Origin of the sequence: Streptomyces sp. NPDC050997 (genome assembly GCF_040660135.1) — a bacterium.
In the GTDB taxonomy this organism is placed as follows: domain Bacteria; phylum Actinomycetota; class Actinomycetes; order Streptomycetales; family Streptomycetaceae; genus Streptomyces.
Genome location: NZ_JBFAGK010000018.1, coordinates 121,472 through 147,245 on the forward strand (window position 1 = coordinate 121,472; position 25,774 = coordinate 147,245).

Below are 25,774 nucleotides of genomic sequence, written 5' to 3' on the forward strand. Positions count from 1 at the left end.
ATGGACGGCGTACGCGCGGTTCTTCTGGCCGGCGGCGAAGGCCGCCGCATGGGCCCTCTCGGCCGCGGCCGACTGAAGCCGCTGGTCCCCTTCGGCGGTACCAGTCGCCTGATCGACTTCAGCCTCGCCAACGCCCGCCGCTCGGGCTTCCGGGAGGCCCTGCTGCTGTCGCAGTACGAGGAACGGCGTCTCATGGACGATCTGCGCACGGTGTGGAACGGCAGCCCGCGGGACTTCCGGGTGCACTTCGGCCCATACGACGAGGCCTACCGGCAGGCCACCTCGGGGGTTCCCGACGCGTTGCCCGACCGCGTCCGGCCGAACGAGCGCGGCACGGCCGACGCGCTCATCAGGAAGGCTGAGTACGTCTTCGGCGAAGACCCCTCCGAGGTACTGGTGCTGCACGCCGACCACGTCTACCTGTTCGACTACGGCGACATGATCCGTCAGCACCGAGCCGACAGGGCTGCCCTGACCGTGTCGTACCAGCGCATCGAGCGCCGCTACGTGCACCTGTTCGGCATGGTGGACTTCGACACCGCCGGAAACCTCACCGGATTCGTCGAGAAGCCGGCGGAGCCGACCAGCGACATGGTGTTCGCCGCCTTCTGCGTCTTCGACGCGCGTACGCTGCGCCGTTACCTGGAGCAACTGGACGGGACGGACTGGCAGCACGACATCAGCCGCGATGTCATCCCGGCCATGCTGGCCGCGGGCGAGCGGATCCGCGGGTACGAGGTCACCGGTTACTGGGAGGACATCGGAACCGTCGACCGCTACCACCGGGCCCACCGCGGCCTGTTGAGCCAGAGCCCGACCATGAACCTGGCGGAGCTGCCGCTCACCGTCCACCCCGCGGTGACACGGCGGTACGTCGCGAGAGAGGGAGCCGTGCGCTCCAGCATCGTCCCCGCCGACCTGGTCAACGCCGGCCGGGTGGAGCGGAGCGTCGTGTATCCCGGCGTCACCGTCGGTGCCGGTGCGAGCGTGCGGGACTGTGTGCTGCTGCCCGGGACGGTGGTCCCTGAGGGCGCCCGGCTGGAGTCGGCCGTCCTCCTGGAGGACGGGACCGTGCAGCAGTGCGACCCGGCCCCGGTACTCGGAGGTGTCGCCTCATGACCGTGTCGTCTCTGGCCACGGGCGCTCCACGCGCGTACGTCGTCGCCGACCTGGGCGGTACGACGCTGCGGATCGGCCGGATGTCCGAAGGGGCGGGCTCAGCGCGATCGGTCCGCCGAGTGGCGACCGAAGGCCTGGGCCGCTACCGGGGGTTACCCGCCCAGACGTTGCAGGACAGGGTGGTGGAACAGCTCACCCGGGAGTTGGCGACCTACCTCGGCTCCCCCGAAGGGGCAGGGGCGAACGCGGTGGGTGTCTCCTTCGCCGGGCCGATGACGAAGGACGGCACGGTGCTGGCCGGGCCCACGCTGTGGGGAGGGACCGCGGCGCCCCTGCCCATCGTGGACATCCTGACCCGGCGGCTCGGCGTGCCGGTCATGGTGGCCAATGACATCACCGCCGCCGCCTGGCGCTACGCGAGCGCCGAACCGGACCCCTTCTGTCTGATCACCATCAGCTCCGGAATCGGGCACAAGGTCTTCCGCAACGGCGAGGTGCTGATCTCGGATTCCGGGCACGGCGGCGAGATCGGCCACTGGCGTGTCGACCCCGGTGAGGACGCCGTGCCCTGCGAATGCGGTGGACGTGGTCACCTCGGCGGGATGGCGTCCGGCCGCGGCGTGCTGCTGGCCGCCCGCCGGGCCGCGGTGGCCGACCCGGAGAGCTTCGGCCGATCCGCACTCGCCGGGCCCGCGGGCGGCGACCCGGCCGGCATCACGAACGAGGACCTGGCCATGGCCATCCGCGCGGACGACGCGTTCGCGACGCGGGTGCTGCGTACCTGCCTCGTCCCCCTGGCCCTCGCGGTCAACTGCATCTTCACGGCGATCGGCGTACGGCGCTATCTGTTCATCGGCGGCTTCGCCGTGGCGGTCGGGCCCCGGTTCGTCACCCTGCTCGGCGACGAACTGACGAAGCTGGGCTGCTTCGGACTCACCGATGAGGAGATACGCGACATGCTCTCGCTGGGCGCCACGGACGACGACCACTGCCTCATCGGGATGGCCAGGATGCTGGCGCGGACACTTCCCGCCACCGCGGGCACCGGAGGTGGCGCGTGAAAACCCTCGTCGTCGGCAGCGGATTCGTGGGCCGCGCGCTGGCCCGTCACCTGACCGGGTCGGGCGACGAGGCGGTCCTGGCTTCGCGGACACCTCCGGCACCACACGATGACGGCGCCGTGCCGGACTGGATCCGTCTCGACATCACCGAAGACGGGGCCTTCGGTCGCGTGTTGGAGCAATCGCGCGCGGACACCGTCGTTCTCGTGCACGGCCCCTCGGACGTGACCTGGTGCGAACAGCACCCCGAAGAGGCGATGCACGGCCACGCCGAGGCCGCCAGACAGGTGGTGCGGGCAGCCGGGGACCGGCGCGTCGTCTTCATCTCCACCGACAACGTCTTCGACGGCAACGCCGTAGCGCCCGACGAGTCCGTCCCGCCCCGGCCCGCCAACGCCTACGGCCGGGCGAAGCTCGCCGCCGAACAGATCCTGGCCGAACTACCGGACGTCACCTTCCTGCGGGTCAGCCTGATCTACGGGTGGGAGCCCGCAGACACCCCGAAGTGGCTCAACTTCTTCGCCGCCTGCGTGCACCGCCTCCAGGCCGGCGAACCGGTGACCGCACCCGTCGACCAGTGGACCACCCCCGTGCTCATCGACGACGTGGTCGAGGTGACCACCGCGCTCACGAAGGCGCAAGCGGCACCGCGGCTGCTCCATCTCGGCGGCCCGGACCGGATCTCCCGGGCCGACTGGGCGGCCGTCATCGCCGAGCAGGTGGGCGCCCCGCCCGGCCTGGTGGTGGCGGAGCCGCGGGCAGGCGGCCGCTACGCCGGCCGCCCCGCCTCCACCTGTCTGTCCAGTGCGCTGCTCGCGACGCACCGGGCGACGGCCGGCCTGGCTCCACGGCCGGTCCGTGAGGGCAGCCGCCTCCTGATCGACCGGCACACCTCCCCGACCCCCAGGAGCACCGTGTGACGACGAACACCGGCGCGCCCGACGGCGCGCCGACTCTCGGGCCATCGGCCCCGACCGACGCGCCGCGGGGTGTACCGGGTGCCCGTCGGGTCGATCACATGGCCTTCACGGTGCCGGACCTCGACACCGCGATCGACTTCACCGTGCGCGTGCTGGGCGGCGAAGTCGTCTACCGTCTGCCCCTGTTGGCCCACGACGACGACTGGATGCGCGAGCACCTCGACGTCCATCCCCGGGCCGGCACGGAGATCGCCCTGGTACGCCTGGGACCGACCACGAACCTGGAACTCTTCGCCTACCGGTCACCCGACCACCGTGACGTTCCGCCGCGACCGCACGACCTGGGCAGCGTGCACCTGGGCCTGTACGTGACCGACGTGGACGCCGCCGTCTCGGCCCTGCGGGACCGCGGACCATGGCGCCCCTACGGGCCCGTACGGACCGTGCCCCAGGGGCAGCCCGGGGCCGGGATCCGGTGGGTCAGGGTGACCACGCCCTGGGGTATGCCCCTCGAACTGCGCTCGGTGCCCGCCGTACTGCCCTACGAACAGCACAACCCGGCGCGCCGTTTCGGTCCGTGCGCTCAGTGGCGCAACCGCGACGACGGATCCGGAACGGCCGACGCGCTGCCCGGTGCGCGCAACATCGACCACCTGGCCTTGACGGTGGCGGACCTGGACGAGGCGGAGCGCTTCTTCACACAGGTCCTGGGCGCCGAACGGCTCTACCGCACGTCGGCCGACCTGAACGACCCGGACCTGGCCCGGGCCCTGGGTGTGCCACGGGGCGGCACCCTGGATCAGGTGGCCCTGCGTATGGGCCCCACCGACAACATCGAGCTCAATCGCTACCGCGACTCGCCCGGCGCGCGCCGACACTGGCCCCGCAACAGTGACGTGGGCGGCAACCACCTGGCGCTGTACGTGGACGACGTCGACGCGGCGACCGCCTATCTGGCCGCACAGCCCGGCTGCACGGTGCTCGGCGCCCCCGAGACCATCCCGGAAGGCCCCCTCGCCGGCGACCGCTGGGTGTACGTCCGTACCGGAATCGGACTGTACGTCGAGGTGGTGCGCATGCCCGACGGAAGCCTGCCCTACGAGCGCTCCACCGCCGCCAGGCGCCGCGCGGCCCGCGGTGAGCGGTGGTGGGACCGCTGAGCGCCCCGCGTGGGGCCCCGACACCGCATCCGGTCGACGAACGGAAGGACGCCCAGTGGCAACGCTGACACCCATGGATCCGGAACTCCTGGCCACGGCCGTCGTCACCACGCTGGCCGTCGACTTCGACCCCCAGGCCCGTGAGGCCAGCATCTTCTACTGGGAACGGGGACTGTCCCACCGCCAGGCGGTGGTGGAAGCGGCCGAGCGGACCGGGGACGAGGAGGTCGCACGCCTGGTCGGCGAACTGCGGACACGCCCGGCCGACCCGGCCCTGCACCTCGCCCTGCGCACGCGGCTGGTCCAACTCGCCGGCGAAAGCAGCCGGTCGGCCCTCGACACGCTCTTCGAGCGGGCCTGGACAGCGGAGTCCAACTCACGCCTGGGCTACCACCTGGGCCGGCACTACGGCGGCACCGGCCAGGCCACGGTCGGGGCGCAGCGGCTCGGCACGCTGGCGCCCGGCGACAGGCTCGGGCCCGGCGACGCCCCCCGGGTACTCGTCGTGGTGCCGTTCCGCGACCGAGGTCCGGGGCTGCGGCTGCGCAACCTGCTGGCCTGTCTGCTGGCCCTTCGGGACCAGTCCGTACCGCGTGCGTTCTACCAGGTCGCGGTGGTGGAGACGGACGACGCACCGCGGTGGGGCGACTCCGTTCAGCCCTGCACGGACCACTACCTCTTCGCGCACAAGCCCGGCAGCTTCAACAAGTCCTGGGCGGTGAACGTCGGAGTGGTCAACACACCGGGCCGGGCGGAGATCATCTGCATCCTGGACGCGGACGCTCTGGTCGACCGCGACTTCATCGCGCGCAACGTCGCCCGCTTCCACCATCCCGGCGCCATGGGCCACCTCAGCTACCGGGACATGTGGTGCCTCGACGAGTCCGCCACCTCCTGGGCGATCGAGGAGCGGCTGTGGCGGCGTGCCGCCGAGGTGGACGCGGATCATCTGCGGGCCTTCGTGCTGCGGCGACCGCCCGGGTGCTGCGTCTGGGTACGCACGAGCGCCTTCCACCGGATCGGTGGGATGGACGAACGCTTCGAGGGCTGGGGAGGCGAGGACAACGACTTCGCCTACCGCATGGACATCAACTCCGCCTTCGACCACTACCACGATCCCCTGCTGCACATGTATCACCCGTCCTCCGCGGTGCTGCGTGAGGACGGCGAACTGGTCAACGCCCATATTCCCGCGCTGAGTTGGGGCCCTTCCTCGGGGCCCATCGGCGACGTCCACCGGTTCGCGCGGACGACCGGAACCGGCCACCAGCACGAACGAAGGGCAGACAGTCATGTCTCGTGACATCCCCGTTCTGGACCTGACCGAGTGGAGGACAGCGGACGCGGCGCGCCGCTCCGAGAACGGGGCGGCGCTGGACGCCGCCCTGCGCGAAACCGGCCTCTTCCTCCTGCGCGGACACGACGTTCCGCCGGAGCTCACCGACCGCATGCGCACGCAGGGACGCGCGTTCTTCGCGCTGCCCGGCGAGGTGAAGCGGCGGTACGCCGTCAGCCGTCCCTACGACAACGGCTGGCGGGGCCTGGGCGCGCTCGACGTCGGCGCCGTCGACGGAATGGCGGGTACGCCCGACCTGCACGAGGCGTACCACGTCGGGCCCTCCCACAACACCGGCGACCCGACGCACGACACCAGGTACTACCCACGCAACAAGTGGCCCGAGGAACACCCCGGGCTGAAGGACACCGCGCTGGAGTACACCGGCCACATGACGCGGGTCGCCCACGAGGTGCTCACCGTCCTCGCGTCCGTCCTCGGCCTGCCGGAGGAGTACTTCACCTCCAAGTCGCAGCGGGCGACCTGGACCCAGAACGTCAACTGGTACCCCTCGCTCCAGACCGTCGGCGGCGTCGTCGAGGGACAGATGCGGGTCGGTCCGCACACCGACTTCGGCACGCTGAGTCTGCTCGACCGTCAGCAGGGGGTCGGCGGCCTAGAGGTGTGGAACGAGGAGGACGGCTGGTTCAAGCCGCCCTTCGAGCCGGGCACCCTGGTTGTCAACCTGGGCGACCTGATGAACCTGTGGACGGACGGCCGTTGGCGTTCACTGCGGCACCGGGTGCTGGCGCCCAGCGACGCGGCCCCGGACGAGGAACTGGTGTCCCTGGTCCACTTCTTCGAGACGGATCCCGACACGGAGGTCGTCCCGCTGGCGGCGCCGGCGGGGGGCGGCGAGGGGATGAGCCCGGTAGTCGCCGGCGAATCCATTCTGGAGAAGGTCGGTGCCAGTCTGACGCTCGGGTGAGTGCCCGGGTGCGCCTTGTGCGCTGCCTGACGTGGGTGTCCGCGGCCGGACGGGCCGCGGACACCCACCTCCCCACGTCAGCCGGCGTTCGGCAGGGCGATCTGGGACCAGGCGGACCGGCCGTCCCGGCCGGTCACCAGGACGGCGAAGGCGCCGTCAGCGGGCCGCGGCACCGTGCCGGTGAAACTGCCACCGCCGTCGCCGTCCCGCTCCAACGCCGTGACGTCGCCGTCCGGTTCGGTCGGCACGATCTCGACCCGGCTCGCGTTCTGCGCCTGCCACCGCACGACCACGGCGTCACCGCTGCGATGTGCGCTGCCTCGCCCGGCGTCGAACGCCGTGACGCCCTCCTCGGCCGCACGCAGCAGCGCACGGGCCGCCGGAACGGCGTCCGCGGGTGTGGTTCCGGCCACGCACGCGGCGAACACCGCCAGGAAGCGCTCCGCGGCGGCCTTCCAGGTGAAGCTCCGGCCGACCTCCACCGCCCGGGCCCGCAGCGCGTCGACACGCTCCGGGTCGTCGTGCCACAGGTCCAGCATGCGGGCCAGCCCCAGGTACACCGACTCCGTCAGCAGCGGGTCGTCCACCCGGAACGAACGCGGCAGGGCCAGCCCGGTCGCCCCCGGCGCGTCGAGGTCGAAGGACTGCTGGAAGTGGCGCATACCGCGCTGGGCCGTGGCGACGGGGACGGAACCGCTCGCCATCGCCTCGCCCATCGCCATCAGGAACGTGTCCATCTCGAACTTGGACGGGAAGACACAGAAGTCGCTCGCCACAGCCCAGTCCTTCAGCTCGGCCGAGCTCATCGGGCCGGTCTCGATCCGCACGAGCCCCGGGTAGTCACGGGCCAGCGCCGTCAGGTCCTCGTCGTCCGGGGGCTGCGGCGCCAGGCAGTGGAACAGCACATTGCAGCGACGACCTTCGTCGAGCAGCCTCCGGACACCTCGGAACATCTCCTTCTGACCCTTGTGCTGCACCGAGTACCGCGCGTTGTGGTAGATCGTCGGCAGCCCGGGATCCAGCCCGAGCCCGGTGAGGGTGCGTTTGCGGACCCCGTCGTCACGCCGGACGTCCAGCCACTCGTCACCGATGGCGCAGCCCCCGACCACCAGCAGATGCTCGTGCGCCCTCAACTCCCGCCGTACGGCGAGCCGTTGGAAGAGCTGCTCGAACGGGGTCTCCGCCTGGGTCAGGGCGTGGTCGAGCTGGCCCTCCGAGAGGAAGTCCATGGCGGCCACGGACCGCACCACCAGCCCCAGCATGGTGAGGTAGTCGTGCCCCGGCCGCTCCGGATAGTCGCGGTAGAGCAGGGTCTGCGGCAGAAAGGCGCGCATCGCCCGTTCGAGGTGCGAGTCGAGTGCCGGGTCGGCGAGCCCGTCGGCGACCGACGCGTCCGCTCCCGCGCTCTCCAGTACCCCGCGCACCTCCGGCCCGTACACCTTGGTGTTGACCGCCATGTTCGTCTGCACGGTGGACACGACGTGGAAGCCGTGCCCGGCGATCAGACCGGGGAGAAGGTAGTGGTAGAAGGGCTCGTGCAGGTGGATGATCGTGCCTTCGGGAACCCGCTCCTTCAGGTAGCGGGCCGCCACCACCTGGAACACCAGCGGCTTGAGGAAGTCCAGGCCGCGTCCCTTGAGTTCACGGGGCGGGTAGAAACTGTCGGGAAAGGTGTCGAGCATGTCGCCGCTCAGCAGCACGATGTCGATGCCTTCCACGGTGATCCGGTAGGCGCGTGCGGTGACGTCCAGGGTGACCGTCTCGGGGAACCCGGCCCACTCGACGGGATCCAGCCGTACCGGTATCCGGTCGTCGAAGCTCCAGTCCAGTTCGGTGACGGTGTGCTTCTCGGCGATGACGTCCAGCAGGCCGTGCGCGGCGGTCACCGCCCCGGTCTCGTGTCCGGCCGCCTTGAACTGCCGTACGAGGTTCCACAGGTAGACAGAGGTACCGGCCTTCACGAGGTGGTCGTCGAACCCACTGAACTCGAAGTGACACTCGATGATGCGCAATCGTCCGTCCTGTTCGTCGGCGCGGTCTGCATCTGGGGGCGCCGCCGGCCACGGCGGCGTCTCCCGGATACTGATCATCTCGCACGAGCAAGGGGCACGGCTGAAGCGATTCCAGCCACTTTCGGAGCGCGAGGGGTGTTCATCGCGTCTCGGCGCTGTCCGCACTTTCGTCCAAGCGCCGTTGATCTTTGTCCATGGACGGATCCGCCGCCAGAAGTGAGGGTGAGGCCATGAGCGAATTCAGGGTCGGGGACACGGTGTTGCGTAAGCCCGAGTTCGAACAACGGCGGATGCCAAGTGGACTTGTCGCGCTGGCACTTGGCGGGTTCGGCATCGGTCTGACCGAGTTCCTGATCGCCGGGCTGCTGCCGCAGGTGGCATCGAGTTTCGCGGTGTCCGAGGCGGCGGCGGGGTGGCTGATCTCCGGCTACGCGTTGAGTGTCGCGATCGGCGCGATCGCGCTGACCGCGGCGACGGCACGGCTGCCCCGCAAGGGAGTACTGGTCGGCCTGGTGGCGTTGTTCGTCATCGGCAACCTGTTGTCCGCTGTCGCGCCGAACTATCAGGTGATGATGCTCGGACGGATCGTCGCGGCCTTGTGCCACGGTTCGTTCTTCGGTATCGGCTCGCTGGTCGCCCGCGGTCTGGTCGCGCCGGAGAAGAAGTCCCGCGCGGTGGCGCTCATGTTCGCCGGGCTGACCGTCGCGAACGTGCTGGGCGTGCCGTTCGGCGCGCTGGTCGGTGAGCGCTGGGGCTGGAGGGCGGCCTTCTGGGCGGTCACCGCGATCGGCGTGCTCGCGCTGGCGGGTATCGCCGCCCTCGTCCCGAGCGGCGCGGGAGAGGCACGGTCATCGGCGGAGACGGGCCGCTCGGAGCCGATACCGCCCACCAGCCTGCGGGCCCAGCTCCGCGCGTTCCGGTCCTGGCAGGTCTGGCTGACCCTGGCAGCCACCGCACTCAGCTACGGCGGGATGTTCGGTGCGTTCAGCTACATCGCCTACACGTTCACCGAGGTCGGCGGCTTCGCCGCGTCGGATGTCGCCTGGCTGCTGATGGTGTACGGCGTCGGCCTGGTCGTCGGGAACCTGGTCGGCGGCCGAGCCGCCGACCAGGACCGTGACCGCGCCCTGATCGTCGCGCTGCTCGGACTCACCATCACCCTGACCCTGTTCGGTCTGCTGGCCGACAGCGCCACGGCGTCGGTGATCCTGGTGTTCCTGATGGGGGTGTTCGGGTTCGCCAGCGTGCCCGGCATGATCACTCGCGTCACCGACTTCGCCCACGGGGCGGCACTGGCCGCCAGCGCCAATGTGTCCGCGTCCAACGTCGGCAACGCCCTGGGCGCCTGGCTCGGGGGCCTGGCCATCACCGCGGGCCTCGGCTACACCTCCCCGCTCTACGTCGGCGCCGGCATCGTCCTGATCTCCGTGGTCGTCATGGCCGTCGCCGCACGCCGAGCCAGGACACCCGCGTCAGCGGACTGACCACCGCGGCAAGCGCACCGGAGGGATCATCGCGCCCGGTGCGGGGCCGGGCGTCCCGTCGGTGACCGGCCCGTCCGGTCACGATGCGTGAGAATTGTACGAATCGTGACTCATGTACCTAATGACCGTATCCTCGTCAATGCCGGAGTTTTTACGAAAGAGGTTGTCCCGGGTGTGAGAGAGGCGGAGCGTGATTCGGTCCGACGGGGATCCGATGGCGCCGGGTCGTGCCGCAGAGGGCATGGGGCCCGCCCGATTCCGTGAGCGGTTTCTGCAGGGTGAGCCGGTCGAGAGGGGCGTACGAGCGTCGATTCTGGGCTCGTGGCAGCGCTGCCGGTCCCTGGGCCTCTCGCCGGACCAGTCCGACCTTCCCTTCCGGGAGGACTTCGATCCGGACGGCCGGATCGTCCGCGCGGCCGAGCCGGTGCTCGACCGGCTGCAGTCCATGCTCTCCGGCAGCGAGATCAACATCTCCGTCGCCGATGCGAACGGGACGGTTCTCCTGCGCCGCTTCGGACAGGTGTCGCTGGCCAGCAGCCTCCCGGCGATCCAGCGAGTCCCGGGCTTCGTGTTCGCCGAGCGGTTCGCCGGCACCAACGGCATCGGTCTGGCCCTGGCGGAGCGGCAACTGATCAGGGTCTACGGTGCCGAGCACTTCGCGGAGCGTTCCCAGGCGAACGCCTGCGTCGCCCTTCCCGTCCGCGACCCGCTCAGCGGGCGCATCGAAGGAGTCCTGTGCTTCGGTTATCCGCGCAGCGTCGAGACCCCCGCGCTGGGCGCCCTGATACGCAGGGCGGCGGAGGCCGTGGAGCGGCGGCTGTTGGGGCAGAGTTCCGCGCGTGAGCGCGCTCTGCTGCTGGCGTACCTGGCCGGCGGAGCCGAAGCCGCCGGCGGCCCGCACGGCGGCATCGCGGACGAACCGGCACTCGACCTGCGTCCCCGTGACCGGGCGATCCTCATGGAGAAGGCCGCCGAGCTGATCTCCCGCGCGCAGCTGGCCGCCGTCGAGGTGCCCCTTCCCGACGGCCGACGGGTCACCCTCATCAGTCGTCCGATGACGAGTGCCTCCGGGGTGCAGGGCGTCGCGATCGAGGCCGTCCTCCCCGGCGCCGCGTCCAGCGAGCCCCTGGCTCTCCCGCGCCATGCCGACGAGCTGCCGGGCATTCCCGCCGCGCCGGCCGGCGTCCCCGCCCTTTCACGGCTCGCGCGACTCTCCGTCACCTCGCTGTCCACTCACGTTCCCGAAGTCGCGCCCGGTCAGACAGTCACGGACGGCAAGGGCAGCACGGCCGACGGCGCGCCGGACGCGTACTCCGAACCGCCGCCCGCGGCCAGAGGGCTCGTGCTGGTGGGGGAGCCGCACGTGGGGGCGTACGCCCTGGCCGCGCGACTCCGCCTGGAGTTGCTGTCCGAGGCCAGCGTCCGCATAGGCACCACCCTGGACGTGCGCCGCACCGCCAAAGAACTCGCCGAGACGGCCGTCCCACGACTGGCCGACTTCGTCACCATCGACCTGCCCGAGGCCGTGCTACGCGGAGAGGAGGCCGCCGACCCCCTCGGCGACCTGCGCCGCACGGTGGTCCACGGCATCCGCGACGACCTCCCCTTCACCCCGGTCGGCAAGCGGACCGACTTCGCCCCGACCACGCCCCAGGGGCGGTCTCTGACCAGCGGACAGGCAGTACTGGAACCCGACCTCAAGGTCGCCGCGGGCTGGCTCGCCCAGGATCCCGAGCACACCGAACAGCTGCTGGCGCACGTCCACTCGCTCATCGCCGTACCCCTTGTCGCCCGTGGTGTGGTCCTGGGGATCGCCAGCTTCTACCGCGCCCAGGATCCCGCCCCCCTCGGGGACGACGACCGCTCGCTGGCCCGGGAATTCGCCGCTCGCGCCGCCCTGTCCATCGACAACGCCCGGCGCTACACGCATGAGCGCATCATGGTCCTGGCCCTGCAGCGCAGACTGCTCCCGCACGGGCTGCCCGACCAGGACGCCGTCGAGGTCGCCCATCGCTATCTGCCCGCCGAAGCGGACGTGGGCGGAGACTGGTACGACGTCATCCCCCTCTCCGGTACCCGCATCGGCCTCCTCGTCGGTGACGTCGTCGGTCACGGCATGCTGTCCGCCGCGACCATGGGCCGGCTGCGTACCGCCGCACGCAGCTTCGCCGAACTCGACTTTCCTCCGGACGAAGTCCTCGTCCACCTGGACAACCTCGTGGGACGCCTGGACCGGGAGGACCCCGAAGGCGAGGGTGCGGGCATCATCGGAGCCACCTGCCTGTACGCCATCTACGACCCGACCTCGCAACGGTGCCTCATGGCCCGCGCCGGTCATCCTCCGCCCGCGCTGGTCTGTCCCGACGGGACCGTCTCCTATCCCGACCTGCCGGCCGGGCCGCCTCTCGGCCTCGGGGGGCTGCCCTTCGACGCCGTCGAGATCGACCTCCCCGAGCACAGCCAGCTGGTCCTCTACACCGACGGACTCATCGAGGACCGGCAGCGCGACGTCGACAAGGTTCTCGACCAGCTGCGCGAGGTCCTGGCCCATCACCCCGAGCGCGCGCCCGAGGACACCTGTCAGGCGATCCTGGACGCCGTGGCACCCGCCCACCCGTGCGACGACATCGCCCTGCTCGTCGCCCGTACCCACGCCCTGGACCCCCGTCGGATCGCCACCTGGGAACTGCCCGCCGACCCGGCCCACGTCGGCGAAGTCCGTGCGTCCGCCCTCCGGCAACTGGCCGACTGGGGACTCGACGAGGCCGCCTTCGCCGCGGAACTGATCCTGAGTGAGCTGGTCACCAACGCCGTCCGCCACGGCACCGGGCCCATCGGGGTACGGCTGCTGTACGACCGCACCCTGATCTGCGAGGTCTCCGACACCAGCAACACCGCCCCGCACCTGCGTCGGGCGGCCGCCACCGACGAGGGCGGACGCGGCCTGTTCCTCGTCGCACAGCTGTCGCAGACCTGGGGGACGCGCTATCTCCCCGAGGGCAAGCTCATCTGGGCCGAATGCGGGCTCGACGGCGGGTGATGACGACCCCGGGAACTCCGGGAGCGGCCCGCTGACCTGTTGGAGTCACAGCGAACTGAATTGTCTGAAATGCTGTAATTTGCTCGGCAGGTATCCCCCCGAACGTCGGGCAGAAATCGCCAGGCCGACCCCCGGAGATGTCCGTGCACGACGCTCCCGACACGTCCGCGAAGGCGGCGGCGCCCTTCGAGGCGGAACCCCTGGTCCGCATCCGTGGGCTCGCCAAGCGGTTCGGCGGGACCCTCGCGCTGGACGGGGTCGACCTCGACATCCACGCCGGCAGCGTCCTCGCCCTCCTCGGGCCCAACGGCGCCGGAAAGTCCACGCTCATCAAGGTGCTCGCCGGCGTCCACCACGCCGACGCGGGCCGGATCACGGTGGACGGACACCCGCTCGGCAGTCCTGCCGCCTCCCGCGACATGTCCTTCATCCATCAGGACCTCGGTCTCGTGGAGTGGATGACGGTCGCCGAGAACATCGCCCTGAGCGCGGGGTATCCACGGCGCGCCGGACTGATCTCCTGGCGGCGGACCCGCGAGCGCTGCGGGGACGCCCTGCGGCTGGTCGCCGGACATCTCGACCCCGACGCCCCGATCGCCCGACTCGCCCCGGCCGAGCGTTCGCTGGTCGCGATCGCCAGGGCCCTGGCGGCCCGCGCGAAGCTCATCGTCCTCGACGAGCCGACCGCCCGCCTCCCGGCCGCCGACTGCGCCCGACTGTTCCGCGTCCTGCACGCCCTGCGCGACGAGGGCCACGCCATCCTCTACGTGAGCCACCGCCTGGACGAGGTGTACGAGGTCGCCGACACCTTCGCGGTACTGCGGGACGGCCTGCTCGTCAGCCACGGCTCGCTGGCCGGCCACAGCCCGGCCCGTCTGGTGCACGACATCGTCGGCGAGGTACTCACAGGCCACCGCCCCTCCACGGCCCCGGTCGCAGGCGCGGCCGTTCTGACCCTCGCCGACGTAAGGGCCCCCGGCACGGGACCGGTCACCCTGGAACTGAGGGCCGGTGAGGCCCTGGGCCTGGTCGGCCTGTCGGGCGCCGGGCACCGGGAACTGGGCCGGGCCGTCGCCGGCATGGGACACCTTCTCGACGGGCGTGCCCTGCTCGGCGGCCGGCCGTACCGACCCCGCACGGTCGCCGACGCCGTGGGTCTCGGGGTCGGCCTTGTGCCCGGCGACCGCATTCGGGAGGGCTGCCTCGCCGAGCTGACCGTCCGGGAGAACCTGCTGCCCAACCGCCGCGCGGGAGGCCGGCCGGCGCCGCGCTGGATCAGCCCTCGCCGCGAACGCACCGACGCCGCCACCCTGATCGAACGGCTCGCGGTGCGCCCCCGCGACACCGAGGCGCCCATCGCCGTCCTGTCCGGCGGAAACCAGCAGAAGGTCATGATCGGCAGGTGGCTCAGGGTGGGCCTGCGTCTGCTGATCCTCGAGGAGCCGACCGCGAGCGTGGACATCGGAGCCAAGGCCGCGATCCACCGCCTGCTCGACGAGGCGCTGGCCGCGGGTCTCGCGGTCCTGCTCGTCTCCACCGACTTCGAGGAGATCGCGGGCGTGTGCCGGCGCACCCTGGTCTTCGTCCGCGGATCCGTGACGGCCGAGCTGAGCGGCGCGGCCCTCACTGTCGCCGAGCTGACCAGGGCGGCTTCGGCCATGCCCCCCTCCGCGACCGGGACGACCACATGACCGCCCAGCCGCCCCCGGCCCCGGTCTCGCCCCGGCCGGGCCGAGCGGGGCGACTGCGCGGTCCCGGGGGGCACCTCATCGGCGCCTATGGCCTCCTGGCCCTCACCGCTCTGCTCGTCCTGGTCTTCTCCCTCGCCCTGCCGCGCACCTTCCCCACGCTGGACACCGTCGACTCGATCCTGTCCAACCAGTCGATCCCGGCCGTCCTCGCGCTCGCCGCCATGGTGCCCATCGTGACCGGCGCGTTCGACCTCTCCATCGGCTACGGCCTCGGCCTGGCACACGTCATGGTGATGCGACTCGTCGTCGACAGCGGGTGGCCCTGGCCGCTCGCCTGCCTCGCGGTGATCGTGGGAGGGGCGGTCGTGGGCGTCCTCAACGGTGTCATCGTCGTGTTCGGCCGGATCGACTCCTTCATCGCCACCCTGGGGACCGGCAGCATGCTGTACGCCGTGACCGGCTGGGTCACCGACGGCGGACGGATCGTCCCCGGCCCGCAAGGCCTCCCGGACGCCTTCACCGACCTCTACGACTCCACGTTCCTCGGCCTTCCGGTCCCCGCCTTCTACGTGCTCGCCCTCGCGGTCGTCCTCTGGCTCATGTTGGAGCGGCTGCCGCTCGGCCGGTACCTGTACGTCCTCGGCTCCAACCCACGTGCGGCCGATCTCGTCGGTATCCCGACCCGCACGTACACGATCTACGCGTTCACCGCATCCGGGCTGATCGTCGGCTTCGCCGGTGTGCTGCTCGCGGCCCAGCAGCAGATCGGCAACCCTAGCGTCGGCCTCGACTACCTGCTGCCGGCCTTCGCCGGTGCCCTTCTCGGCTCCACGGCGATCAGACCCGGTCGGCCCAACGCCCTCGGCACCGTCGTGGCCGTCGCCGTCCTCGCGGTCGGCCTCACCGGCATCGGCCAGTTGGGCGCCGACTTCTGGACGGTCCCGCTGTTCTACGGGGGCACCCTGCTCATCGCCGTCGGCCTGGCCGGATACGCCGCCCGCCGACGTCTGCGCAGCGGTGCCTTCGCGGCTCGCGACGCGCCCACCGCGCCGCCGCCCTCCTCCCCGACGCAGGAGGGCGGCCCGACAGACACCCCTTTTTGACCCACGCCACGGGCACCGCATCCGTGCCCCCGGCCGCATCCTCCCGCTCGTTCCTCCGCGAGGAGTTCCCGTGCACGGCAACCGCAAGTCCAACCCCGGCGCCTTCAAGGTTCGCCCCGCTGCCTGCGCCCTGCTGGCCACGGCAACGGTCCTCGTCGGCTGCGAACGCGGCTCGTCGGGCAGCGCGCAGGAGTCCCCCACGGGCCCGAGCGGCTGCCCCGCCGTCCACAACAGGGCCCAGGCCGCGGTCGCCCGGGCGGAGAACAACGACATCTCCTGGAGCGGGCCGACCAGCGGTCCCGCGGCGGTGTCAGGCAAGACCCTCGTCTACGTCGCCCAGACCATGACCAATCCCGGAGTCGCGGGCGCCGCGAACGGGGTGAGGGAAGCCGCGCGGGTCATCGGATGGAACGTCCGGGTGATCGACGGCGGAGGCACTCCCACCGGCATCCAGGCGGCCATGAGCGAGGCCGTCGCCCTCAAGCCCTCGGGCATCGTCATCGGCGGGTTCGACCCCGACTCGACGTCGCGACAGGTCTCGCAGGCCAACGCGGCGGACATCCCGCTCATCGGCTGGCACGCGGTCGCCGCTCCCGGCCCCAGTCGGCGACCCGAGCTCTTCACCAACGTCACCACCCAGGTCGAGGACGTGGCCGAGATCAGCGCGCAGTGGATCATCTCGGACTCCAACGGCCGCGCCGGGGTCGTGCTCATCACCGACGCCTCGATCCCCTTCGCCAGGGGCAAGTCCGAGCTGATCAGGAAGGAGCTCGCCACCTGTACGAGCGTGAAGCTGCTCTCGTACGAGAACATCCCGATCCCCGATGCGAGCAGCCGCACCCCACGGGCGATCTCCTCGCTCCTCTCCCGGTTCGGGAGCGGATGGACCCACTCCGTCGCCATCAATGACCTGTACTTCGCCGACGCCGCCCCCGCCTTCCGCGCGGCAGGCGAGAATGGCTCCGGCCCGCCCTTCAACATCGGCGCCGGCGACGGCGACCCCTCCGCCTTCCAGCGCATCAGCGGAAGGCAGTACCAGGCCGCCACCGTGCCCGAGCCGCTGACCGAGCAGGGCTGGCAGATCGTCGACGAGTTCAACCGCGCCTTCTCCGGCCGCCCCGCCAGCGGATACGTGGCCCCCGTCCACATCACCACGGCCGACAACAGCGACGACGCCACGATGTGGGACCCGCCGGGCTACCAGGAGGCGTACCGGAAGATCTGGGGCAAGCAGCAGTAAGGGTGGGTGCTAGACGGATTGCGGGGTGAAGGGGAGCAGGTCGTCCGCTCCGGGCTGCACGAGAGTGCACGTGCTCTCGGGGACCTCGTTCCAGGCGCCGGGCAGACCGCCCAGAGGCTCGGACACGATGAGGCGGGTCTCGTCCGAGATCCCCCGCAGGAACGCCAGGTCTGGGTGGAGCGCCCGCAACGTGTGCACCTCGGTGCTGGAGTACAGCGAGCGGGACGTTCCCTGGCTGGAATAGCGGAAGGTCCACATTCCCTGCCCGTCTGTCACGGCGACCGTCATCTGCAACGGGAACTCCACCCCGTGCTCGTGACCGGTCCGTTCCACCAGGCCGGCCATCCGCGCGACCGCGCCCAGGGGGTCGCGCTCCAGGCCGAAGGTGAGCGCCAGCAAGAACATCAACTCGGAGTCCGTCGAACCCTCGATGCCGGCGAAGAGAGAGGGGGCGACGGCCAGCGAGAGGTCCCGGCGGACCCGGTGGAAGTCGGTGATCGCACCGTTGTGCATCCACAACCAGCGGCCGTGGCGAAACGGGTGACTGTTGGTCTGCTGCACCGCGGTACCGGTCGAGGCTCGGATGTGAGCGAAGAACAGCGGGGAACGGACGTGGTCGGCGATCTCCCGCAGATTGCGGTTGCTCCAAGCCGGCCCGGTGTCGCGGACGATCGCGGGGGTGTCCACCTCCGATGAGTACCAGCCGACGCCGAACCCGTCGCCATTGGTGGTCTCGACGCCCAGCCGGGAGTGCAGGCTCTGGTCGATCAGTGAGTGAGCCGGTCTGTAGAGGATGGTGTCGAGCAGGATGGGCGTTCCCGAATAGGCGAGCCACCGGCACATCAGCTACCACCTTCCTGAACTTCTCAGGGTCATACGCTCGGCCGTTGATCGCCACACGACGAACCGTGCCGGGCGGCCTCGCCTAGCCGGGCGGAATGAGGAACTCGAACTCGGGGCGGTCCCACATCACAGCGGGCGGGCTCGCGGACGCGGTCCCCAGGTGCACGGCACCCACGCTGCGGTAGAAGCCCTCGGCGGGAGGGTGCGACACCACAGGGACGCGGTCGAGTCCGGCGGCGCGGGCCTCGGACGTCATGTGCGCCACGAGCAACCGTCCGATGCCACGTCCCTGTGCTCCGTCGGCGACGAACAGCAGGTCGAGCTCCGGTGGGGCGAGGACGAGCGAGTAGAACCCGAGGACACGGCCTTCGTGCTCGTCGGCGGCGACCGCGACGAAGACACGGTGGGTCTCGATGTAGTCGGGACCGACCCGGTAGCCCGCGACCATGGCCGCGTACTGCCCCTCGTAGGCGCGCGAGCCACGCACGAGCCGAGTGAGCCGTTTGGCGTCGCGCGCGACGGCCCTCCGTATCGTGGTTGCCCCACCCCTCAGCGTAATGCTCGAATTCATGAGGAGAGTATTACGTACGAGGAGATGCGCTCCCGCGCGGCGGTGCGGTTGAGCGGATCTGCCGCGCGAAACGCCCTGTGCGCCAGGTCCGCACGACCCGGTCGCATCAGCGATCGGCCCAAGGGGGAACATGGGCACACCTACGCGATGAGGGGTTCAACGATGGAGTACCGGCACCTCGGCAACAGCGGCATGATCATCAGTGAGATCGCCTACGGAAACTGGCTGACCCACGGCTCGCAGGTCGAGGAGGAGGCCGCCGCCGCGTGTGTGCGAGCCGCTCTCGACGCGGGCATCACGACGTTCGACACCGCTGACGTCTACGCGGAGACACGCGCCGAGTCGGTGCTCGGGCGGGCGCTGAAGGGCGAGCGTCGCGAAGGGCTCGAGATCTTCACCAAGGTGTACTGGCCCACCGGCCCGGGGAAGAACGACCGCGGGCTGTCGCGCAAGCACATCATGGAGTCGATCGACAACTCCCTGCGCAGGCTTGAGACCTCGTACGTGGACCTCTACCAGGCGCACCGCTTCGACCGGTTCACGCCGCTGGAGGAGACCATGGAGGCGTTCGCCGACGTGGTCCACTCCGGTAAGGCCCTGTACATCGGTGTCTCCGAGTGGACGGCCGATCAGATACGGCGGGCGCACGCGCTGGCGCGGGAGCTGCGGATCCCGCTGGTGTCGAGCCAGCCCCAGTACTCGATGCTGTGGCGGGTGATCGAGGGCGAGGTCGTGCCGACCAGTGATGAGCTGGGAATCGGGCAGATCGTGTGGTCGCCGATCGCCCAGGGCGTGCTGACCGGCAAGTACCTCCCCGGGCAGCAGCCGCCGACCGGGTCGCGGGCGACGGACGACAAGGGCTCGGCGATGATCAGCCGCTTCCTGCGCGACGAGGTGCTCGAGGCGGTGCAGCGGCTGAAGCCGTTGGCCGACGAGACCGGCTTGACCCTGGCTCAGCTGGCGGTCGCCTGGGTGCTGCAGAACAGCAACGTGTCGGCCGCGATCGTCGGTGCCTCCCGGCCGGAGCAGGTGGCGGAGAACGCGAAGGCGGCCGGTGTCACGCTGGACGCGGATCTGATGGCGCGCATCGATGAGATCGTGCTGCCGGTGGCGGCGACGGATCCGCATCTCGTGCACCAGAGCGTACCGGCGCAGCGTCCCTGAGCCGGCTTTCGCGCAAGGGGTATCAGCGCTCTCCGTAGAGGGGGCCGCCGGTGGCCCGGCGCGGGTCCTGTCGAAGCTGCGGCTTCCCCGCGCCGGGTCCTGATCGCCGCTCTTCGTCCGGCCATGAGGATGTCCGATCCCGTGCATGGCCTCAGAATTGGCGTTATGTGCTGTTTATTCGGGATCGGAGACGCGCATGAAGGACCTCAAGTTCGAGCAGAAGCGCTCGCTGTCACGCTTTGAGGCGGCTGACCAGCTCACGGCACTCGCGGCCGTGCTGAGGGAAGGCGGGGATGCCGACCTGGAACTCGGCCCCGGGACGCTGAGCCTGCGGGTCCCCGACGACCTTCGCGGCGAGATAGAGGTCGAGGTCGGTGACGGGCAGATCGAGCTGGAGATCGAGTTCAAGTGGCCGACCGCACCGACCGAGGCAGCGCCGTCGCCGGCGGACGCGGGCACAGAGAAGGCCGCGAAGGGGAAGAGTGTGCCCGCCGAGCCCCGGCCGAGCGGCACGGGCACCAAAAGGAGCAGAAGCGCGAAGCGGACTGCCACGAAAGCGCGCTGAGTAAGGGGGATCTCGGCCGTCCCGCCCAGGGGCTCGTGCCCGATGGTCCGTCCTCGTCACGGTGTGCGGTGTTCATCCGTGTCCGGTTGCTCCAGATGCGAGGCCAGGACCGCGGCCTGAACCCGGCGTTGCACGCCCAGCTTGGCCAGCAGCCGGGAGATGTGGTTCTTGATGGTCTTCTCCGACAGGTAGAGCTTCCTGCCGATCTCGCGGTTGGTCAGGCCGTCGCCGATCAGAGCCAGGATGTCCCTCTCGCGCGGTGACAGGCATGCCAGCTCGGCCGGCACGGCCGGGCTGTCCGCGGGGTCGGCTCGCAGTGAGCGCATCAGACGGGCCGTGGTCGCGGGATCCAGCATCGACTGGCCCGCGGCCACCGTGCGAATGGCCGAGACCAGGTCGGACCCCTTGATCTGCTTGAGGACGTAGCCGGAGGCGCCGGCCATGATCGCGTCGAGCAGGGCCTCCTCGTCGTCGAACGAGGTCAGCATCAGACAGGCGAGCTCGGGCATCTGGTCGCGCAGCTCCCGGCAGACCGAGATGCCGTCGCCGTCCGGCAGCCGCACGTCCAGGACGGCGACGTCGGGGCGCAGCGCCGGGCCTCGCGCGAGCGCGTGGTCGACGGTGCCGGCATCGCCGACCACCGAGATGTCCGGCTCACCGTCGAGCAGGTCGGCCAGGCCGCGGCGGACGACCTCGTGGTCGTCCAGCAGAAACACACGGATCGGGTTCTGCTCGGAGAAAGTACGTGGCTCGGGCATGGCGGACCCCTCGTTCCCCGGAGGAGGACAGGTCGCGGGCTGTCCCTGGTGCCGATCATCACTCGCCCTGACCGAACGCACCAGGGCCGACCGGCCCCACTAGCCCGGATGAAGCGGCCCTCGCGAGGCCGATGATCTGGCCCCCGCAAGGTCGATGATCACAGGCGGGCGGCACCTCGTGGGCAAGCCCGGCAGATCCCGGCAGGTTCATGAAGGGCTGACGCTCTTGGTGCCGCCCGCGGGCGCGTCGTTCGGCTGGGTCGGCTCGCCGTGGTGGGTGAGGTCGAAGTCCACGTCCACGACGCCCTCGACGGCTCGGGCCAGCCGTGCCGCCACCGGCACCAGCGAGGTGTCCCGGATGTGCCCGACGAGCTTGACGAGCTTGACGACGCCGTCCAGCACGTCCACGCGGACGCTCGAGTCCGGCGCGGGGAACAGGTAGGAAACGACCTCGCGCCGCACCTCTTCGGCGATCTCGTCGTCGGTGCGGAGGAAGACCTTCAGCAGGTCGCCACGGCTGACGACGCCTTCGAGCAGGCCCGCGGCGTCGACGACGGGGAGTCGTTTGACCTTCGCCCGGGCCATGATGCGGGCGGCTCGGGCGAGGGTGGCGTCCGGGCGGACCGTGAGGACGGGGGAGGTCATGAGTTCCTCAGCGGTCATCGCGCCGGCCTTCGCCAGATCGGACAGGCGGCGCAGTTGCACCGAGCGGGCGGGGTCACTGTCGCGGAACTCCTCCTTGGGCAGCAGGTCCGCCTCGGAGACGACGCCGACGACACGGCCCGCACCCTCGATGACCGGCAGGGCGCTGACGTTCCGGTCCTGCATCAGCCGCACGATCTCCTTGAAGGTTGCTCCGCGGCCGACCGCGGCGACGGTGTGGGTCATCACGTCGCTGACGAGGTGCGGGGTGCCGTGCATGGCCACTCCTTCGTCGGTGTTCGAAGGCTTGGATCAGATGGTGCTGCCGGCGCCGTACGGGGCGTACAGGTCCAGCAGGCGCGTCCGGGCCGAGCGCAGACGGTGGGCGAGTATCTGGCCCACCCACTGGCTGACCTCGCCGGCCAGGGCCGGGTCGTTCCGGCACATCGACCGGACGGCCGCGGCGTCGAACTCGTAGGCCCGTATCGGTGTGGTCGCCCCGGGCGCCCAGATGCCAGACGTGCGGTACGAAGAGCCAGGACCAGCCGACCAGCTCGTTGTGCCCGAGATCCTCGATGACGGCCGCCCGACGGCCCGGCACACGCATGTCGAGCTCGATCCTGCCGGTGCGGATGATCCAGAAACGGTCGGCGCGTGACCCCTCTTCGAACAGGCGTGTCCCCTGCGGGATGGACACCTCCCGGGCGACGCTCAGGAGCTGCTGACGGTGTGCTGCCGACAACGAGCGCAGCATGCTGGGGGTGGGAGAGTCGTTCATGGCCTGCCTCCGCGGAGGGGTGTGCGAACTTCCAACGCCAGCGTGTGCCGGGTTCTCTCGGCAGGCCATGGGCCACCCGGTCTATCGACCGGGCCGTTCGGTACCGAAGAGCTTGGGCGGTCGGCTACGAACCGGTCGCTCGCGACGGCGTCCGCGAACGCTTCAGAGGGCAGGGTGTGTCGGCCTACTGACGGCCGAGCCATGTGCGGTAGGCGGCCACGGCCGTCGGGAGCGTCGGGAAGATCCGGTCCTTGCCGACCGAGTCCGTCAGGCCGTACGCCTCCAGGTCGTCCAGCAGGTCCTGCTTCACGCGGGCGAGGGCGAACACGATGCCGCGGTGGGTCAGTTCGCGGCGCAGTTCGTCGACGGCGTCGAGGGCGGTGATGTCCACCTCCACATTGGACTCGGTGTTGAGGACGAACCAGCGGACCGGGTCGCCTTGTTCATCGACGGATGCCAGGGCGCGGCGCCTGAAGTCCTCCGCGTTGGCGAAGAACAGCGGAGAGTCATAGCGGTAGACCAGCAGACCGGGGATCGTGCGGGCCTGTGGGTAGTCGTCGACGTCGTGCATGCCGGCCACTCCGGGCACCAGGCCCTCGACGGCGTCGTGCGGGCGAGCCACCCGGGTCAGCAGCTCGGCCACCGACAGGCCGACGGCCACGATCACGCCGTACAGGATGTCCAGCGCGAGCACCCCGGCGAGGCAGCCGAGGGCCAGGAACAGCTCCCGGCGGCGGAAGGACGCCAACCGCCCGAAGCCCGCGAGGTCGATCATGCGGACCGCGGCGTAGACGACGAGCGCGCCGAGTACCGCGGAGGGCGTGCGCGCCAGCAGCGGGCTGAGGAAGAGCAGCACGGCGAGCACCACCGCTCCGGCCACCAGGGAGTACGCCTGACTGCGGGCGCCCGCCGACGAGGCGAGGGCGGTGCGGCTGGCGCTGCTGCTCACCGGGAAGCCGTGCAGCGCGCCGGCGCCGAGGTTGGCCGTACCCAGGGCGAGGAACTCCTGGTTCGCGTCGAGACCGGGGCCGTCGTCGTCGCGGCTGCGGAAGGCCCGCGCGGTGAGGATGAAGTCGGTGTAGGCGACCAGGAGCACACCGAGCGCGGGCAGCACCAGGCGCGGCAGTTCCCCCAGGTCCGGAACGGCGAGGCTCGGCAGACCGGAGGGGACATCGCCGATCACCTTCAGCCCGTACCGGCCGTCGAGATCGAAGGCCACGACGGCGGCGGTGCCGAGAACGACGGCCACCAGCGGGCCGGGCACGGCACGGACGTAACGGGCCATCACGAAGAGGAACACGAGCGCGGCGGCGGAGAAGAGGACGGTGGCGAGGTGAGCGTCCGTCAAATGAGTGATGAAGGACCACAGTTGGGGGAAGAAGTCCGCGCCGGTCGTCCGCACCCCGGTGAGTTTGGGCAGCTGGTCCACCATCATGATGAGCGCCACGCCCGCGAGATATCCGATCAGGACGGGGCGGGAGAGCAGGTCCGCGAGAAAACCCAGCCGCACCGCCCGGGCCGCCAGGCACAGCAGTCCGACCGTGACCGCGAGGGCCGCCGCCAGTGACGCGTAGCGCCCGGAGTTCCCGGCGGCGAGCGGTGCGACGACGGTGGCGGTCATGAGGGCGGTCGTGGACTCCGGGCCGACCGACAGCAGACGCGAGGAACCGAAGAGGGCGTACAGCCCGAGCGCCGGGAGGATCGCCCACAGACCGGCCACCGGAGGCAGTCCGGCCACGCCCGCGTAGGCCATGACCTGCGGTACGAGGTAGGCGGCCACGGTCACACCGGCGAGCAGGTCACCTGTGAGCCATGAGCGCCGGTAGCCCAGCAGCGCGAAGAGCCCGGGCACCAGTCGGCGCCATCCCGAGACATGTCTGTCCGCGCCCTGGGACATCTGCCGCCCTCCGTCGTCTGATCTCATGATCCACCGGTGCCCGTCCGGGCGCGAGACCCATGACGGCGGGCCTCGCGTGTCCTCAGTGCCGCACCGAACCCAACGGCCTCTGAAGACACGGCCGTTCAGCCCAACAGCCGTAGACGTTCGGCATCGGGTATGCCTTCGCGTCCCTGCGTCCGCTCACCACAGGGTCCGCCGTGCCGAGCCGTGCGGCGGGTCGGTCGGCCCTCATTCGGGACCAGTGGCCCCTGCACAAGGCGCCCCCCGGACACGACGCTGGAATCGGGTTCCTCGCCGCGGGAGGTGGATCATGCTCCGCGCCATCACGGCAGGCCTCGACGGATCGCCCGAGAGCCGGGCCGCCGCGGAATGGGCGGCCCGCGAAGCGAAGCTGCGCCACCTGCCGCTGAAGGTCGTCCACATCTGGGAGCCGGTACCGGAGCTCATGGCTCAGGCCCCGCTCCTGGGCGGCGAGACCCATCAGCACTGGACCGGGCGAAGCGAGATGGGCGTACCCGCGGCCGAAGGCTGGGGGAGGATCCCCGGCGAGGCCGCCGAGGGCATCAGCCTGCGCCACCCGTCCCCGAGGAGACGAGATCCATGAAGACAGCTGTTCAGAGGCTCGCCGCGTGATCGGGGACGTAGGTCTGCAGATCGCGGGACGGGCGCACATAGCCGGTCGACTCCGGACGCTTCGGCAGCGGAAGCACGGGTGGGGGAGCATCGAGATACGGCAGGGAGCCCAGCAGATGGGCGATCATGTTCAGCCGGGCCCGGCGCTTGTCGTCGCTCTCGACCACGTACCACGGCGCCTCGCTGATGTCGGTGTGCACCAGCATCTCGTCCTTGGCCCGCGAGTAGGCCTCCCAGCGGGTGATCGACTCCAGGTCCATCGGGGACAGCTTCCAGCGCCGCAGCGGGTCCTCCAGACGGCGCCGGAAACGCTCCTGCTGCTCGGTGTCGCTCACCGAGAACCAGTACTTGCGCAGCTGGATCCCGTCCTCGACCAGCATGCGCTCGAAGATCGGGCACTGGCGGAGGAAGAGCTGGTACTCCTCCCTGGTGCAGAAGCCCATCACGTGCTCGACCCCGGCCCGGTTGTACCAGGACCGGTCGAACAGCACGACCTCCCCGGCGGCCGGCAGGTGCTCGATGTAGCGCTGGAAGTACCACTGGGTGCGCTCGCGCTCGGTCGGCTTCGGCAGCGCCGCGATCCGTGCCACACGCGGGTTGAGGTGTTCGGAGACCCGTTTGATGGTGCCGCCCTTGCCCGCCGCGTCCCTTCCCTCGAAGACGACGACCAGCCGGGCACCCTCCGCCCGCACCCACTCCTGCAGCTTCACCAGCTCCGTCTGCAGGCGGAGCAGTTCCCGCTCGTACGCCTTGCGCGGCAGTTTCGCCGCCTTCTTGCCGGCCATGCCGCCTCCATGCCCGATCACCTACATGCCCGATGACCTAC

20 protein-coding genes and 2 pseudogenes are annotated in these 25,774 nt (G+C 70.6%); 14 read left to right on the plus strand and 8 right to left on the minus strand.

What is annotated here, in order from left to right:
- The 6 genes from AB0H86_RS32590 to AB0H86_RS32615 are packed head-to-tail and all read left to right on the plus strand — an operon-like array spanning window position 1 to window position 6,524.
- Window positions 1-1,119 carry a sugar phosphate nucleotidyltransferase gene (locus tag AB0H86_RS32590; protein ID WP_362446951.1) on the plus strand — a complete coding sequence of 373 codons (1,119 nt, stop codon included), beginning with the start codon at window positions 1-3 and terminating at the stop codon, window positions 1,117-1,119.
- Complete coding sequence (locus AB0H86_RS32595; RefSeq protein ID WP_362446954.1) at window positions 1,116-2,180, plus strand: ROK family protein; 1,065 nt, start codon at window positions 1,116-1,118, stop codon at window positions 2,178-2,180. Before AB0H86_RS32590 ends, AB0H86_RS32595 begins: the two co-directional genes overlap by 4 nt.
- Complete coding sequence (locus tag AB0H86_RS32600; protein WP_362446957.1) at window positions 2,177-3,100, plus strand: sugar nucleotide-binding protein; 924 nt, start codon at window positions 2,177-2,179, stop codon at window positions 3,098-3,100. The genes AB0H86_RS32595 and AB0H86_RS32600 overlap by 4 nt, the downstream gene beginning before the upstream one ends.
- Window positions 3,097-4,260, plus strand: coding sequence for a VOC family protein (locus AB0H86_RS32605; protein WP_362446960.1), 1,164 nt, complete (start codon window positions 3,097-3,099; stop codon window positions 4,258-4,260). Before AB0H86_RS32600 ends, AB0H86_RS32605 begins: the two co-directional genes overlap by 4 nt.
- A gap of 55 nt (window positions 4,261-4,315) precedes the next feature.
- Window positions 4,316-5,563: a galactosyltransferase-related protein gene (locus AB0H86_RS32610; protein ID WP_362446963.1), complete on the plus strand. Its 1,248-nt coding sequence runs from the start codon at window positions 4,316-4,318 to the stop codon at window positions 5,561-5,563.
- Window positions 5,553-6,524: a 2-oxoglutarate and iron-dependent oxygenase domain-containing protein gene (locus AB0H86_RS32615; RefSeq protein WP_362446966.1), complete on the plus strand. Its 972-nt coding sequence runs from the start codon at window positions 5,553-5,555 to the stop codon at window positions 6,522-6,524. The genes AB0H86_RS32610 and AB0H86_RS32615 overlap by 11 nt, the downstream gene beginning before the upstream one ends.
- Window positions 6,525-6,601: 77 nt before the next feature.
- On the opposite strand, the gene AB0H86_RS32620 is transcribed toward AB0H86_RS32615, so the two are convergent.
- The gene (locus tag AB0H86_RS32620) at window positions 6,602-8,536 is read right to left on the minus strand and encodes a glycosyltransferase (RefSeq protein WP_362446969.1); all 1,935 of its coding nucleotides are present in this window, start codon (window positions 8,534-8,536) and stop codon (window positions 6,602-6,604) included.
- A 290-nt stretch (window positions 8,537-8,826) separates the two neighbouring features.
- Between AB0H86_RS32620 and AB0H86_RS32625 the strand changes: the two genes are divergently transcribed.
- From AB0H86_RS32625 to AB0H86_RS32645, 5 genes are all read left to right on the plus strand, one after another.
- Window positions 8,827-10,020: an MFS transporter gene (locus AB0H86_RS32625; RefSeq protein ID WP_362447130.1), complete on the plus strand. Its 1,194-nt coding sequence runs from the start codon at window positions 8,827-8,829 to the stop codon at window positions 10,018-10,020.
- A gap of 190 nt (window positions 10,021-10,210) precedes the next feature.
- Window positions 10,211-13,060 (plus strand): SpoIIE family protein phosphatase, encoded by a 2,850-nt coding sequence (locus AB0H86_RS32630; protein ID WP_362446972.1) that lies wholly within the window; start codon window positions 10,211-10,213, stop codon window positions 13,058-13,060.
- Between the two features lie 143 nt (window positions 13,061-13,203).
- A complete protein-coding gene (locus AB0H86_RS32635) occupies window positions 13,204-14,751 on the plus strand; it encodes a sugar ABC transporter ATP-binding protein (RefSeq protein WP_362446975.1) in 1,548 nt (515 codons plus the stop codon).
- Window positions 14,748-15,854, plus strand: coding sequence for an ABC transporter permease (locus AB0H86_RS32640; RefSeq protein WP_362446979.1), 1,107 nt, complete (start codon window positions 14,748-14,750; stop codon window positions 15,852-15,854). Before AB0H86_RS32635 ends, AB0H86_RS32640 begins: the two co-directional genes overlap by 4 nt.
- A 70-nt stretch (window positions 15,855-15,924) precedes the next feature.
- Window positions 15,925-17,094: a substrate-binding domain-containing protein gene (locus tag AB0H86_RS32645; protein WP_362446982.1), complete on the plus strand. Its 1,170-nt coding sequence runs from the start codon at window positions 15,925-15,927 to the stop codon at window positions 17,092-17,094.
- Window positions 17,095-17,103: 9 nt separating this feature from the next.
- On the opposite strand, the gene AB0H86_RS32650 is transcribed toward AB0H86_RS32645, so the two are convergent.
- Both AB0H86_RS32650 and AB0H86_RS32655 read right to left on the minus strand, forming a co-directional pair.
- Window positions 17,104-17,937 carry a class II glutamine amidotransferase gene (locus AB0H86_RS32650; RefSeq protein WP_362446985.1) on the minus strand — a complete coding sequence of 278 codons (834 nt, stop codon included), beginning with the start codon at window positions 17,935-17,937 and terminating at the stop codon, window positions 17,104-17,106.
- Between the two features lie 82 nt (window positions 17,938-18,019).
- Entirely contained in the window at window positions 18,020-18,508 is a 489-nt protein-coding gene (locus AB0H86_RS32655; RefSeq protein ID WP_362446988.1) for a GNAT family N-acetyltransferase, read from the minus strand.
- Window positions 18,509-18,670: 162 nt separating this feature from the next.
- Between AB0H86_RS32655 and AB0H86_RS32660 the strand changes: the two genes are divergently transcribed.
- Complete coding sequence (locus tag AB0H86_RS32660) at window positions 18,671-19,672, plus strand: aldo/keto reductase family protein (protein ID WP_362446991.1); 1,002 nt, start codon at window positions 18,671-18,673, stop codon at window positions 19,670-19,672.
- A gap of 196 nt (window positions 19,673-19,868) precedes the next feature.
- Window positions 19,869-20,237 (plus strand): amphi-Trp domain-containing protein, encoded by a 369-nt coding sequence (locus tag AB0H86_RS32665; protein WP_362446993.1) that lies wholly within the window; start codon window positions 19,869-19,871, stop codon window positions 20,235-20,237.
- A 56-nt stretch (window positions 20,238-20,293) separates the two neighbouring features.
- Here the strand turns inward: AB0H86_RS32665 and AB0H86_RS32670 are convergent, their stop codons facing one another.
- The 4 genes and pseudogenes from AB0H86_RS32670 to sulP all read right to left on the minus strand — a co-directional run bounded on the left by AB0H86_RS32670 (window position 20,294) and on the right by sulP (window position 24,312).
- Entirely contained in the window at window positions 20,294-20,995 is a 702-nt protein-coding gene (locus AB0H86_RS32670) for a response regulator transcription factor (protein WP_362446996.1), read from the minus strand.
- A gap of 207 nt (window positions 20,996-21,202) precedes the next feature.
- Window positions 21,203-21,916 carry a CBS domain-containing protein gene (locus AB0H86_RS32675; RefSeq protein WP_362446998.1) on the minus strand — a complete coding sequence of 238 codons (714 nt, stop codon included), beginning with the start codon at window positions 21,914-21,916 and terminating at the stop codon, window positions 21,203-21,205.
- Between the two features lie 33 nt (window positions 21,917-21,949).
- A pseudogene (locus AB0H86_RS32680) lies at window positions 21,950-22,415 on the minus strand (cyclic nucleotide-binding domain-containing protein).
- 184 nt (window positions 22,416-22,599) lie between these two features.
- Entirely contained in the window at window positions 22,600-24,312 is a 1,713-nt protein-coding gene (gene sulP, locus AB0H86_RS32685; protein WP_362447133.1) for a sulfate permease, read from the minus strand.
- A gap of 313 nt (window positions 24,313-24,625) precedes the next feature.
- On the opposite strand from sulP, the pseudogene AB0H86_RS32690 reads away from it, so the two are divergent.
- A pseudogene (locus tag AB0H86_RS32690) lies at window positions 24,626-24,895 on the plus strand (universal stress protein); the annotation flags it as partial.
- A 34-nt stretch (window positions 24,896-24,929) separates the two neighbouring features.
- Here AB0H86_RS32690 and ppk2 read toward each other — a convergent pair.
- On the minus strand, window positions 24,930-25,733 hold the full coding sequence (gene ppk2 / locus AB0H86_RS32695) for a polyphosphate kinase 2 (RefSeq protein WP_362447001.1): 804 nt from the start codon (window positions 25,731-25,733) through the stop codon (window positions 24,930-24,932).
- Between the last annotated feature and the right edge of the window lie 41 nt (window positions 25,734-25,774).

What these genes read in the sequence shown, in the direction of transcription:
- AB0H86_RS32590 (WP_362446951.1), top strand. Translation starts at nt 1, where the DNA reads ATGGACGGCGTACGCGCGGTTCTTCTGGCCGGCGGCGAAGGCCGCCGC.
- AB0H86_RS32595 (WP_362446954.1), top strand. Translation starts at nt 1,116, where the DNA reads ATGACCGTGTCGTCTCTGGCCACGGGCGCTCCACGCGCGTACGTCGTC.
- AB0H86_RS32615 (WP_362446966.1), top strand. Translation starts at nt 5,553, where the DNA reads ATGTCTCGTGACATCCCCGTTCTGGACCTGACCGAGTGGAGGACAGCG.
- AB0H86_RS32625 (WP_362447130.1), top strand. Translation starts at nt 8,827, where the DNA reads ATGCCAAGTGGACTTGTCGCGCTGGCACTTGGCGGGTTCGGCATCGGT.
- AB0H86_RS32640 (WP_362446979.1), top strand. Translation starts at nt 14,748, where the DNA reads ATGACCGCCCAGCCGCCCCCGGCCCCGGTCTCGCCCCGGCCGGGCCGA.
- AB0H86_RS32650 (WP_362446985.1), bottom strand. Translation starts at nt 17,937, where the DNA reads ATGTGCCGGTGGCTCGCCTATTCGGGAACGCCCATCCTGCTCGACACC.
- AB0H86_RS32655 (WP_362446988.1), bottom strand. Translation starts at nt 18,508, where the DNA reads ATGAATTCGAGCATTACGCTGAGGGGTGGGGCAACCACGATACGGAGG.
- AB0H86_RS32660 (WP_362446991.1), top strand. Translation starts at nt 18,671, where the DNA reads ATGGAGTACCGGCACCTCGGCAACAGCGGCATGATCATCAGTGAGATC.
- AB0H86_RS32665 (WP_362446993.1), top strand. Translation starts at nt 19,869, where the DNA reads ATGAAGGACCTCAAGTTCGAGCAGAAGCGCTCGCTGTCACGCTTTGAG.
- AB0H86_RS32670 (WP_362446996.1), bottom strand. Translation starts at nt 20,995, where the DNA reads ATGCCCGAGCCACGTACTTTCTCCGAGCAGAACCCGATCCGTGTGTTT.
- AB0H86_RS32675 (WP_362446998.1), bottom strand. Translation starts at nt 21,916, where the DNA reads ATGCACGGCACCCCGCACCTCGTCAGCGACGTGATGACCCACACCGTC.
- sulP (WP_362447133.1), bottom strand. Translation starts at nt 24,312, where the DNA reads ATGTCCCAGGGCGCGGACAGACATGTCTCGGGATGGCGCCGACTGGTG.
- ppk2 (WP_362447001.1), bottom strand. Translation starts at nt 25,733, where the DNA reads ATGGCCGGCAAGAAGGCGGCGAAACTGCCGCGCAAGGCGTACGAGCGG.